The organism is Dyella soli (genome assembly GCF_054482295.1).
In genome coordinates, this window is record NZ_JBTFFU010000001.1 from 966,124 (window position 1) to 978,756 (window position 12,633).

Annotated in this window: 9 protein-coding genes; 1 reads left to right on the forward strand and 8 read right to left on the reverse strand. The window is 67.5% G+C overall.

The window, feature by feature from the left end:
* Window positions 1–146 precede the first annotated feature (146 nt).
* Entirely contained in the window at window positions 147–1,583 is a 1,437-nt protein-coding gene (pdxR, locus tag ACXU4B_RS04500) for a MocR-like pyridoxine biosynthesis transcription factor PdxR (RefSeq protein WP_131408145.1), read from the reverse strand.
* A gap of 104 nt (window positions 1,584–1,687) precedes the next feature.
* Here pdxR and ACXU4B_RS04505 point away from each other — a divergent pair, with 104 nt between their 5' ends.
* Window positions 1,688–2,125 carry a carboxymuconolactone decarboxylase family protein gene (locus ACXU4B_RS04505; RefSeq protein WP_131408147.1) on the forward strand — a complete coding sequence of 146 codons (438 nt, stop codon included), beginning with the start codon at window positions 1,688–1,690 and terminating at the stop codon, window positions 2,123–2,125.
* 32 nt (window positions 2,126–2,157) lie between these two features.
* Here the strand turns inward: ACXU4B_RS04505 and ACXU4B_RS04510 are convergent, their stop codons facing one another.
* The 7 genes from ACXU4B_RS04510 to lysS form a co-directional block, all read right to left on the reverse strand.
* A complete protein-coding gene (locus ACXU4B_RS04510) occupies window positions 2,158–3,852 on the reverse strand; it encodes an esterase/lipase family protein (protein ID WP_458910842.1) in 1,695 nt (564 codons plus the stop codon).
* 169 nt (window positions 3,853–4,021) lie between these two features.
* On the reverse strand, window positions 4,022–5,593 hold the full coding sequence (locus tag ACXU4B_RS04515) for a phospholipase D family protein (protein ID WP_131408151.1): 1,572 nt from the start codon (window positions 5,591–5,593) through the stop codon (window positions 4,022–4,024).
* An 89-nt stretch (window positions 5,594–5,682) separates the two neighbouring features.
* Window positions 5,683–6,699 carry a cell division protein ZipA gene (gene zipA / locus ACXU4B_RS04520; protein WP_131408152.1) on the reverse strand — a complete coding sequence of 339 codons (1,017 nt, stop codon included), beginning with the start codon at window positions 6,697–6,699 and terminating at the stop codon, window positions 5,683–5,685.
* 10 nt (window positions 6,700–6,709) lie between these two features.
* Complete coding sequence (smc, locus tag ACXU4B_RS04525) at window positions 6,710–10,219, reverse strand: chromosome segregation protein SMC (RefSeq protein ID WP_131408155.1); 3,510 nt, start codon at window positions 10,217–10,219, stop codon at window positions 6,710–6,712.
* A 265-nt stretch (window positions 10,220–10,484) separates the two neighbouring features.
* Complete coding sequence (locus ACXU4B_RS04530; RefSeq protein ID WP_131408157.1) at window positions 10,485–10,748, reverse strand: BolA family protein; 264 nt, start codon at window positions 10,746–10,748, stop codon at window positions 10,485–10,487.
* A complete protein-coding gene (locus ACXU4B_RS04535; RefSeq protein WP_131408159.1) occupies window positions 10,745–11,050 on the reverse strand; it encodes a YciI family protein in 306 nt (101 codons plus the stop codon). Before ACXU4B_RS04535 ends, ACXU4B_RS04530 begins: the two co-directional genes overlap by 4 nt.
* Window positions 11,051–11,053: 3 nt before the next feature.
* Window positions 11,054–12,574 carry a lysine--tRNA ligase gene (gene lysS, locus ACXU4B_RS04540; RefSeq protein ID WP_131408161.1) on the reverse strand — a complete coding sequence of 507 codons (1,521 nt, stop codon included), beginning with the start codon at window positions 12,572–12,574 and terminating at the stop codon, window positions 11,054–11,056.
* Window positions 12,575–12,633 lie beyond the last annotated feature (59 nt).

The following is a 12,633-nucleotide window of genomic DNA, read 5'->3' on the forward strand; positions in this document are numbered from 1 at the left end:
GCGCCTCCCACGCGTGTGCAAACGGCCGGTGTGGCTGGATCATGCGGAAGAAAATGCTGAATTGGCGTGAATTCCGGCAAGCGATCCGCTAGAACTTTTGGATAGTTCCCATCGACCCGGATACGAGGCGAAATGCCCGGTGCGGGTCAGCGCCCCGCGCCTTCCAGCAGCGATTTCAGCCTGGACATCGACGCATGGATGGCGTCCACCGAAATGTCGCCATAGCCGAACAGCAGCCCCTGCCTTCGCCGCCGCCCTGCATAGAAGCCGCCCAGGCCATACAGCCCGATGGAAGCGCCGCGCGCCCGGGCGATCAGCTCGTCTTCGCCCAGCCCCTTGCGCAACAAGGCCGCCAGGTGGATGCCGGCGGCGGGCACGATCGGTTCCAGCCAGGGCGAGAGCTCGCCCTGCAGGTGTTCCAGCAAGGCCTCGCGCCGTTCCGCGTAGTACTTCTGCACGCGTCGCACGTGCTTGCCGAACTCGCCGTCGAGCATGAAGCGGGCGAGTGCCGTCTGGGTCAGGCTGCAGCCATGCCAGTCGTTGATCTGCCGGGCCTTGAGGAAGGCGCCGGCCAGCGACGCCGGCGGTATCACGTAGCCCACGCGCAGCTCGGGGAAGATGGTCTTGGAAAAGGTGCCCACGTAAGCCACCACGTCACCGCGATCCAGGCTCTTGAGTGATTCCAGCGGGCGCCCTTCGAAGCGGAACTCGCCGTCGTAGTCGTCCTCGACGATCAGCGCGCCGCGCCTGGACGCCCACTCGAGCAGGGCCATGCGCCGCTCCAGGCTCATCGGCATGCCCAGCGGGAACTGGTGCGACGGGGTGACGTAGACCAGCCGCGCGTCGTCCGGCAAGGCATCCACCCGCAGCCCCTCATCGTCAACGCGCACGGGCACCACGCGTGCGCCGAGCGCCAGCAGGCTGGAGCGCGCCGGTGGATAGCCCGGGTCTTCCACCGCCACGGTGCCACCCGGATTGATCATCACCCGCGCGGCCAGATCCACGGCCTGTTGGGCACCCTGGGTCACGATCACGTCCTGCCAGTTGCACGCCACGCCACGGCTGAAGCCGACATGGCGGGCGATGGCCAGCCGCAGCTCCTGCTCGCCCGCGGGCTCCCGGTACATGCCGCGCCCTCGCCCCTGCACGCGTAGCGCGTGGCTGATGCACTTGCGCCAGGCGTCGGCGCGGAACAATGCCTTGTCCGTCACGCCGCCAAGATAGTCGTAGGCCAGCTTGGTTCCCGGCAGGGGCATCGACAGCGCCTCCGGCACGCGCTTCCATACCTCGGCGGGACGCGGTGTGGCGACCGCCCGCAGGCGCGCGGGAGCGGGCGGCGGTGACAGTCCGGCCGCCACATACGTGCCGTCGCCGGCGCGCGTGACCAGGTAGCCCTCCGCCACCAGGCGCTCGAACGCCTCGAGCGTGGTCTTGCGCGACACACCCAGCTGCCGCGCCAGGTCGCGCGTGGACGGCAGGCGCTCGCCCGCTGCGAGGCGGCCGTCCGTGATGCCGGCACGCAGTTGCCGGTAAAGCTGGCCGATCAGGTCGCGGCGGCCGGCAAGGGTCAATTGGATATCCATCGAGTGGCTACCTCAAATTACCTGAAAGTGGACATTCAAGAAGGCCACCGCGAAGTCTAACCTGACGCCACTTTCCCCTCCCACCCCACTTCCCGGAGAACGTCATGAGCGAGCGCCTCGACTTTTACAAGGCAAGCCCCGAAGCCATCAAGGCGATGGTGGCGCTGGAACAGCGCATCGGCAAAAGCGGACTGGAGAAATCGCTGGTCGAACTGGTGCGCCTGCGCGCATCGCAAATCAACGGCTGCGCCTATTGCGTGGACCTGCACTCGTCCGACGCCCGCAAGGCCGGCGAAAACGAGCGGCGGCTCGCCACGCTGAGCGTCTGGCGCGAGACGCCTTTCTTTACCGACCGCGAACGCGCCGCGCTGGAATGGACCGAGTCGCTCACGCTGATTTCCGCCAGCCATGTGCCGGACAGCGTGTGGGAAGCGGTGCAGCCGCATTTCTCGCCCGAGGAACTGACCGACCTCACCCTGCTGGTGGTGGCCATCAACGGCTGGAACCGCTTCGCCATCTCGTTCCGCAAGCAGCCGGCCTGAGGCGGACGCATCGACACCCGGGCCGCCGAAGCTCAGGGCTGGCGAAGTATGTCGAGGATTTTCGCCAGCACATCCTGATTCAGATACAGCTGGTGGCCGTCCCTGACGATGGTGGTGGAGACCGCTCCCTCGAGCATCGCGCTCTTGAGCGGCACCACGCCATCGCCCGGCGGATCCTCGCCAGGCAGATTGCCGGCAAAGGTGTAGTAGCGCACGCCCGCCACCGGCATCAGCGCGTGCGAGGCGCGACTCACCGGCTGGTTCGCACGCAGCGTGCTGACGCTGCTCAGGCCCTCGGTGCGGTAGTCCTTCAGCAGTTCGGGGGAAATGTGTTCGGCATTGGCGTCGACGAGGCGACCGAGCGCATCCAGTTCGGGCGCATGCGCGCTCACCAGACGCACCGCGAGATGGCCAAGGAAATGATCGGCCACCGGACTGCCCAGGTGCGGCGCGGCGAGAAAGATTTCCCTGGTGATGCCGGGATACGCCCGGAAATGAAAAACCTCGTCAGCCACGGCCACGTCGGCCCTGCTTCCGTTCACGGCCGAAGGCGGCACGTCGAACGCCGCGTGCCAGAGCACGTCGCCGCTGTTGGACGCCAGCAGGCGCGACAGCACGCCGCCCATGCTGTGCCCGATAAGGACCATGTCCTTGTGTGCCGGCGCGGCCCCTTCCGGGTCGAGGATCAGCCAGCCACGGTCGAGGAAACGCTGCACGCGCAGGCGATTGAGCAGCACCGGCGTATTGGTCGGATAGACGATGTGCCACACCTGATAACGCGCGCGCAAGTCGGGCGCGCCGATCATCATGTTGGTCAACTTCGCCCACACCAGCGGGCTGCGTCCCAGGCCATGCAGCATGATCACCGGCGTCTTGTCCGGGTCATAGTCCTCGAGCAGATAAAGGCCTTCACGCATGGCCAGCTGCTTGCCGCCCACCAGCGTCCACAGCGCGAGGCGATTGATCCGCGTGCGCTCGATCAGCGCGGCGAGCGGCGCCGTGACATCCGTGGCCAGCGTGACCTGGCGATCGCCGATGGCCAGCGTGGGGTGCAGCAGCGGATCGGTCATGACCAGGCGCGCCGTGCCCTCGGCATCCGTTTCGACCCACGCCGTCACGGGACGGGTAATGCCTTCCGGCGGATACAGCGCGCAGATCGGCCGGTCGGTGCAACGCGCCTGCCACGCGGCCATCGAAACCCCAAAACCCGGCGTGGCATAGCGACGACCAAGGATGGCGGGAATACTGACGGCATCTGCGCGCAGCAGCGCCAGCGGGCGATCGGAAAAACCGCGGGGCATGTCGCGGAACACGATGTCGAGCTTCACGCCTGCGATGCTGACCGTTCGTGGCGTCCATAGCGGCGGTTCGCGCTTCAGCAGAAAGCCGATCAGCTCGCTGGTGCAGCTGTTGGCAACCACGGTGGCTTCGTCCCGGCGCGCCTCGTCAACCGTTGCCTCCGCCTGATGGGCCGCGATGGCACAGCGCAGCCAACCACGTGCCGCCGGTTCGGCCCGCCGGTTTTCGGCGGCGTCGCGCCACAGGTGCCTTGCCACCACCAGCGCGTCGTTCGCGTCTGCCGCTGCGCCCGGCGGCGCCGACGATGCGGGGCGCGTTGCGCCGCTGCATGCGGCAAGCAGCAAGAGACTGGCCAGTACGCACAGCACGCGTGTCACGACGCGGCGCGGCGCCGGGGGATTGAACGCTACTGAGTCGGCGCCCCTCATCGGCGGGTCGCCATTGCAGGAGCGGCGCATGCGCACACCCGTCGCCAGCCGAGGTCCGGGATAACGCGAGCCAGGTGCTGCGCCCGCGGCCAAAGAAGCGTCGGCTGCAACTTACGCCTTTCGGGTAGCGGATGCATCCTTGCTCGCACGCTCTTCACCCGCCGCCTGGCTACAGCAGGTGCTCCACCGGCAGCACGCCGCCGACGTTCACCTTGAAGCGACGCCACCAGCTCGTTTCCGGGGCGCTGTCGTAGCGGATCATCTGCCCCTCGTGCCTGGCTTCCCAGTACGCCTTCCCGCTCCCCGCATCGAGCAGCACGCGGTAGCTGTGCTCCGGCTTGGCGGCATCGGCAAAAATGGCCAGCAGCGACCGGGCCAGCGCGGGCGAATCAATGATCACGCCATCTTCGGTATTGATGTCGAACGAGCGCGGATCGAGGTTCATCGAACCGACGAAGGCGTGCGAATCGTCCACCACCATCGCCTTGGCATGCAGGCTGTTGGCGCCGGACGACGAGCCGAAGAAATGGCTGCCGCCGCCGCTGCGCCGGGCGTCTGGCTTGAGTTCGTAAAGGTCGATGCCCGCCTGCAGCAGCGGAACGTAGTAGGACGCATAGGCGCCGTACACGCCGCCTGCATCGGTGGATGCCAGCGAATTGGTGAGTATTTCCACCGCCACGCCACGCTGGCGCTGGCCCTGCAGATAGGCCACGCCGCGGTCGCCCGGCACGAAATACGGCGAGATCAGGGTCAGCCGGCGTTGCGAAGCATCCATCCAGGCGCGGATCGCCGGCGCCATGTGCAGGTCGCGGTTGTTGGCCTCGGGATCGCCCTTTTCCGGATCGTCGGCCAGATAGCTTGCCGTCCCCCATGCCCACTGGCCAGACGGCGTTTCCCGCGCGATGTCACCCACCCGCGCCACCAGGTTCTGCGCATAGGCGCCCTCACTGAACTTGCGGGCACTGTCGGCCAGCTTCTTGCGCAGCTCCTGCAGCTGCATATCGTCCGGCTTCGGGTAGTGGAAAGCCCCGATGGGAAACGCCTGCGGACTGTTCCAGTAGCGGTCAAACGCCTGCCCCACCTCATGCACCACCGGACCGATCGCCAGTACGTCCAGGTCGCGGAAATTGACGCCGCCGTTGGCATCGAAATATTCGTCGCCGATGTTGCGGCCACCGACGATGGCCATGGAGCCGTCCGCGATGAAGGCCTTGTTGTGCATGCGACGGTTGAGCCGCGAGAAGTCGCCGGCAAACTGCTTGCCCATGCCCCATGCCGAGGAATTGCGCTCGAGGAATGGATTGAACAGGCGGATCTCGATGTGCGGATGGTTGTCGAGCGCGCGCAGCGCCGCGTCGTCGCCCGCCACGTGCAGGTCGTCCAGCAACAGGCGCACCCGCACGCCGCGATCGGCAGCGGCCAGCAGGTGCCGCGCCAGCAGCAGGCCGGTCGAGTCGCTGTGGAACATGTAGTACTGCAGGTCCAGCGAGTGCACGGCGCGATCGGCCAGCGCGATGCGCGCCAGCAGCGCATCGCTGGAATCGCTGATCAGGCGTAGCCCGGATTCGTTGTCATGGGAGGCCACCATGCGCGTTGCATACGCCGCCAGCGGCGCATCCTGCTGCACCGGCAGCACCGTGCTGGGCACGCGCGGATAGTCGGGACGAAAGTCCGAATGGGTGCATGCGGCGAGCGTCAGGATGCCCAGCCACGCGAGATGCCGCAGTGATTTCCAGGCCATGCGTCCCCTCCATGGAGGGAGACTCTGTCGGAGTCATCGGCGCAGCGCAAGCCTCCGCGCCTGCGGTGCGCCCTCAGCTGCGCCGGAACTCAGCGCCCGAAGGTGATTTCCCTGCCCTCGTGGTCGCGGTCCCAGCCGCGCAATTCATCGCGGATGTGCGCCACCCGCTGGCGGCCAAGCGCATTGCGCTCCTCGTCCAGCACCTGGCCGTCCAGCAGCTCGGCCAGCCGCTGGGCGGTGGGCAGCATGGCGTCCCAGGCGTCCAGTGCCGGGATCGGCGCCGGCAGGGTCATGAAGAAGCTGACGCCAGGCGTACGCAGCGCGTCCAGCCGCGACAGGTCGAAGTTGCCCGGCTTGAGCATGTTGGCCACGCTGAAGATGGGGCCGAGCTCGCGCTTGCCGTCGACCAGGCGGTGGTAGATGCCCATGTCGCCGAATTCGAGACCAGCCTTCTCCGCCGCCACGATCAGATCGGTGCCGTTGAATACGCCGCCTTCACGTGCCACCACGAACAGGGTGACGATACGCTCGACCGGCATGCGCTCCGGACGGCGGCCCACGTCGGAGCGCGGCGGCACGCGCGGGGCGGCCGGCGGCGGTGCGGGCGCAGCAGGCGGCGCAACCGGCGCCGACGCACGCGGCGACGCCATGGGTTCCACCGCCGGTGTACCGGTGAGACTCTGTTCGAACTGTTCCGGCGGCGCGCGCAGCGCATCGACGATGGAACCGGCGATACCGGAAGGCCGGCCGACCGGCGCAGGCTCCACCCGGTCCTTGCCGCCCGCCAGGGTGGCGCCCAGGCGCTCGAGTTCTTCGCGCAGCCCCATGTCCAGCTCGCCCTGCTGCGGCAGGCGGTCGCCACCCGCATCGAGATGGAAGTCGTCGCGTGCGCTGAACGACGGCTCCGCGGGCGACTCGCCTTCGTTGCCGAAGGTGGGCTCGCGGCGCTCGCCGGTCGCGCCCGGCACGAATCGCCGCCGCCCCTGTTGCTCCTTCTTCGGCTGACCGAACAGCCAGATCAGCGCGAGCACGATCAGGCCGACGATCAGGAGCGGAATGCCCACGGCGGGATTCCAGGCGAAGGCGAGCACGGGTTGCACGGTCATTTGGGATTCCTCAGGCTGCGCCTGCAAGTTTAGCTGCTTCGGCGAGGTCGACCTGCACCAGGCGCGAAACGCCAGGCTCGCGCATGGTCACGCCGCAGAGCTGCGAGGCCGCCTCCATGGTGGCCTTGTTGTGGCTGACGAAGATGAACTGCACCTTCTCGCTCATCTCCTTCACCATGTTGGAGAAGCGGCCCACGTTGGCTTCGTCGAGCGGCGCATCCACCTCGTCCAGCAGGCAGAACGGCGCCGGGTTGAGGCCGAAGATGGCGAACACCAGCGACACCGCGGTCAACGCCTTCTCGCCGCCGGACAACAGCGTGATGTTGGAGACGCGCTTGCCGGGCGGTCGCGCCATGATCGCCACGCCGGTATCGAGCAGGTCGTCGCCGGTGAGTTCGAGATAGGCATGGCCACCGCCGAACAGGCGCGGAAACAGCTCCTGCACGCCCGCGTTGACGCGGTCGAAGGTTTCCTTGAAGCGCTGGCGCGTCTCGCGATCGATCTTCTTGATCGCCGCCTCCAGCGTCTCCATCGCGCTGACCAGGTCGGCCAGCTGGTTGTCCAGGTAGGTCTTGCGCTCGCTCTGCTCGGCGTGTTCCTGGATCGCGGCGAGGTTCACCGGCTCCAGGCGCACGATCTTCTGGCCGATGTCGGTGAGCTGCGAACGCCACTGGCTGGCGTCGGCATCCTCGGCGAGTTCGGCCAGCAGCGGCTCCAGTTCCAGGCCGGAAGCGGTGATGGCTTCGGCCAGCTGCTCGGCGCGCAACTGCAGGGCCTGGGCAGCGAGCTTCTTCTGCGAGAGGTTTTCGCGCAGGCCGTTGAGGCCCTGCTCGATGCGCTGGCGTTCCTGCTCCAGCCGGCGGAATTCAGCGTCGCAATCCTCCAGCGCCCGGCGCGCCTCCACCAGCTGCTTGTCCACCAGCAGGCGCTGGTCGAGGTAGGTCTGGCGTTCGGCTTCCAGTTCGGCGATCGGGTCGGACCCGGCCGCGAGCTGCTCGGCGATTTCGCTGCGGCGCATCTCGATCTGGCGCAGCTGCGAGTCCATGCGCGCCAGCGACTGTTCCAGCGAGGTCAGCGACGAGCGCTTCGACTCCATCGACAGGGCCAGCGCATGCGCCTGGTCGGCCGCCTCGCGCGCGTTCATGCGCGCTTCCTCGCGCGATTCCAGCAGCGCACGGCGCTCGTTCTCCAGCTCGCGCCGCTGGTCTTCCAGGTCGCCCATGTGACCGACCGATTCGTCCAGGCGCGCACGGGCCTCGCGGGTCTGCGACTGCAGTTCGTCCAGCTGGCTGATCAGGTCCGACAGCTCGCCGGCGACCTTCTCGGCGCGCGCGCGGGCGGTTTCCATCTTGCCGCGATGGCTCTGCAGCTGGCCGGCCAGCTCGGACTGGCGGCGATGCGCGTTGTACAGCTCGCGCTGGGCATCGTCACGGGCGCGCTCGGCTTCGAACTTGCGCGTGCGCAGGTCATCGAGGGTGTTGGTGGCCTCTTCGATGCGCTCTTCCAGCGCCATGACCTGCTCGGCCAGCGTGCGCATCTCGCGTTCGCGTGCCAGCACGCCCACCTGGTTGCCCTGCGCGCGGCGCACGCGGGCCCAGCCCGGGCCCAGCCACTCGCCGGCACGCGTCATCACCGACTGGTACGGCGCCAGCGCGGACAGGCCAGCGACGATCCGGTGTGCGTGCTCGATCGAATCGGACGTCAGCACATGGCTGAGGATGGCGATGGCCGCCGCCGGGCCGCGCACATGCGCCGCCAGCGTGCCGGCGGTGTTGACGCCGCCCTCGGCTGCATCGACCAGCGCGACGTCGGCGTTCTCCAGCGCGCCGAACTCGGCGGCGAGACCATGCGACCCGTCGACCAGCACGGCGTCGAGGAAGCCCGCCAGCGCGGTTTCCACCGCGGTTTCCCAGCCGGCTTCCACCTGCAGCGATTCGCCCAGGCGACGCGACTTGTCCAGGCCCAGCCGGGCCAGCCAGCCGCTGGCGGCGCTTTCGTCCTGGCCCAGCGCGGCATGCTGCAGGGCTTCGAGCGACGACTGCCGGCCGCGCGCACTCTGCAGCTGCTGGCGCGCCTCGTTGAGCGAGGACTGCACCTGGCGTTCCTCGTCCAGCACTTTCTCGTGGCTGGTCTTGTGCTGGTCGAGCAGGCCGCCGAGCGACTCCACCCGTTCGCGCTGCGTGTCGTGCTCGACGTGCAGCTGTTCGGAGGCGGCGTCCAGCGCGGCCACGTCGGTGGCCTTCTGTTCCGCTTCCAGCGTTTCGCGGCGACGCGACAGGTCGATGCCCTGGCGGTCGAGGTAGTTGAGCTTGGTGCGCTCCACTTCGGCTGCACGGCTGGACTCGCCGGCCGTGCGGGTATGCACGTCCCAGCGCTGCTGCCAGTCGGCCAGCCTGGCTTCGGTTTCCCGCGCCGAATCGGCGGTGTCGTCCTGCATCTGCTGCAGGGCTTCGAGCCGCGGCTCGCCCTCGGCCAGCGCCATGCGCAGCGTTTCCACCTGCGCGCGGTCGTTGCCGATGTGCGCGGCCAGTTCGGCGTGCTCGCGCTCGGCATCACCCTGCGCGCGCTGCAGCCGGTCGGCCGTCTCGCGGTTGTAGCGCACCTGCTGCTCGACACGGGCGATCTCGGCGCCGACCTTGTAGACCTCGGCCTGCACGGCGTTCAGATGCTCGGAGGCACCGGAGTGACGCTCGCGCACGCTCTCCAGCTGCGCCTCGACGTGGCGCTGTCCGGCCAGCTGCTTTTCGATCTCGATCTCGGCGGCGGAAAGGCCCTGGCCTTCGCCATCGTGCTGGCTCTTCAGCCCGCGGTATTCGAGCGCGCGCAGCTCGGCTTCCTTGCGCACCTGCTCTTCCTTCAGCGCCTTCCAGCGCTCGGCGGCTCGGGCCTGGCGGTTGAGGTGCTCGAGCTGCTTGTCCACTTCGTCGCGCACGTCGCGCACGCGGTCGAGGTTTTCGCGGGTGGACTTGATGCGGCTCTCGGTTTCCTTGCGGCGCTCCTTGTACTTGGAGATGCCGGCGGCTTCTTCCAGATGCATGCGCAGCTCGTCGGGAGCAGCCTCCACGATCTGGCTGATCATGCCCTGCTCGATGATCGAGTAGCTCCGCGGTCCCAGGCCGGTGCCCAGGAACAAATCCGTGATGTCACGACGGCGGCAGCGCGCACCGTTGAGGAAATACGCCGACTGGCCATCGCGGGTGACCTGGCGCTTGACCGAAATCTCGGCGTACTGGCCGTACTCGCCCTGGATGGTGCCGTCGGCGTTGTCGAAGATCAGCTCGACCGTGGCCTGGCCCACCGGCTTGCGGGCGTTGGAGCCGGAGAAGATCACGTCGGTGAGCGAGTCGCCGCGCAGGCGGCTGGCCGCGCTCTCGCCCATCACCCATCGGATGGCGTCGATGATGTTGGACTTGCCGCAGCCGTTGGGCCCCACCACGCCGGTCATGTTGGTCGGCAGATGCAAGGTGGTCGGGTCCACGAAGGACTTGAAACCGGCGAGTTTGATCGTGGTCAGGCGCATACGGGCATCAACATCTTGGAGGGATGCCCGAGGCACTCGGGCGATGGGGCACTGTGCCAAACGCGGGCCGCAGCCGCAACGCGTTTCGGCAAGATATTTCGCTTGAACACTGACTCACAAGTCAATGTTATAAAAGCATTTATTGGCACCCCATCGATCGTCATTCCTGCGAAAGCAGAAATCCAGTGCCGTCGGGAGCCTGAAAAGCCGAGTCACCGGGCCCCGGCTTTGACCGGGACGACGGCTCCGGAGACCTTGCGGGCCGCTATTCGCCCGGCGCCTTCGCGTCGATGGAAAGCGCGTGGATGCCGTTGTCCATCAGCCCCTGCAGGGCCGCATAGACCAGGCGATGGCGCTTGATGGACAGCTGCCCGGCAAACGCCGCGCTGACGATGCGCACGTGGAAGTGCCCCTTGCCCTCGTTGGCGTGGCCGGCGTGCTTGTAACCCTCGTCCAGCACTTCGAGGGTCGACGGCGCGAGCGCCTGCTGCAGGCGCTCGCGGATCTGCTCGACCATCGGCGTGCTCATGCCCGCGGCAGCGCCTTGATGAAGGGCTTGACGCTGACGCTCGCGTAGACGCCGGCGTCCATATACGGATCAAGCCTGGCCCAGGCCTCCGCATCCGCCTGCGAAGCGAACTCGGCCAGGATCAGGCTGCCGGTGAAGCCTGCCGGACCCGGATCGTCCGACTCGATAGCCGGGAACGGGCCGGCGACGAGCAGGCGCCCTTCGTCCAGGAGCTGCTGAAGGCGGGCCACGTGGGCCGGGCGAGCCGCCTTACGTTTCTCAAGCGAATCAGGTATATCTGTACCAATGATGACAAACCACATGAATCAGGCCTCCGGGCGCATATAGGGGAACAGCAGCACGTCGCGGATCGACGCCGAATTGGTCAGCAGCATCACCAGGCGGTCGATGCCGATGCCCAGGCCGCCCGTCGGCGGCAGGCCCACCTCCAGCGCACGGATGTAGTCGGCGTCGAAGTGCATGGCCTCGTCGTCGCCGGAGGCCTTGGCGTCCACCTGTGCCTGGAAGCGCGCAGCCTGGTCTTCCGGGTCATTGAGCTCGGAGAAGCCGTTGGCGATTTCCTTGGCGTTGATGAACAGCTCGAAGCGGTCGGTGATGCCCGGCTTGGTGTCGCTCTCGCGGGCCAGCGGCGAGACCTCCACCGGATGGTCCGTAATGAAGGTCGGCTGGATCAGCGTGTGCTCCACCGTCTTCTCGAAGATCTCCAGCAGCAGGCGGCCCCAGCCGAAATCCGCCTTCACCTGGCAGCCCAGGCGCCGGGCGTGCGCGGCGAGCGCCTCGCGGTCCCGCAGCTCCTCGCGGCGGATGTCCGGATTCATCTCCAGCACCGCCTCTTCCATGCTCCAGCGGCGGAAGGCCGGGCCGACGTCGATCTCGGTACCTTCCCAGGCCAGCCGGGTGGTGCCGATCACCGCCTCGGCCGAGGCGCGGATCACTTCCTCGGTGAGGTCCATGATCTCGGTATGGGTGGCGTAGGCCTGGTACAGCTCCAGCATGGTGAACTCGGGATTGTGCCGGGTCGACACGCCCTCGTTGCGGAAATTGCGGTTGATCTCGTACACGCGGTCGAAGCCGCCGACCACCAGGCGCTTGAGATACAGCTCCGGCGCCACGCGCAGGTACAGGTCCATGTCGAGCGCGTTGTGGTGCGTGACGAACGGGCGCGCAGTGGCGCCGCCCGGGATCACGTGCATCATCGGCGTCTCCACTTCCATGAAGCGGCGCGGCTCGGCCTCCAGCCACTTGCGGATGAAGCCGATGATCTTCGAGCGCTGCGCAAAGGTGCGGCGAGCCTCCTCGGTAACGATCAGGTCGACGTAACGCTGGCGATAGCGCTGCTCCACGTCGGCCAGGCCGTGGAACTTGTCCGGCAGCGGACGCAGGCTCTTGGTGAGCAGGCGCAACACATCCACCTTGACCGACAGCTCGCCGGTCTTGGTGCGCATCAGCTGGCCTTCGGCGCCCACGATGTCGCCCGCGTCCCAGCCCTTGAACGCCTTGTAGGTCTCCTCGCCCACCGTGCCCTGGTGGATGAACAGCTGGATGCGGCCGCTCATGTCCTGCACCTGCACAAACGCCACCTTGCCCTGGTCGCGCTTGAGGATGATGCGACCGGCTACCTTGACCCGGCGGGCAAGGCCGTCGATGGCTTCGGCGGTCCATGTTCCGGCATCGGCGAACTCGGCCTTCAGGTCACCGGCGAAGGCATCGATCCGGAAGTCGTTCGGGAACGCGACACCCTGCGCGCGCAGCGCTTTCAGTTTCTCGCGACGCTCGGCGATCAGCTTGTTCTCGTCGATGGGCTGGATGTCGGTCGGTTCAGTCATGAGGTTTCCGTAGCTGCCGGCGCCCGCGCGAATGGCGGGCGCATCTCTGAGTTGGTCTT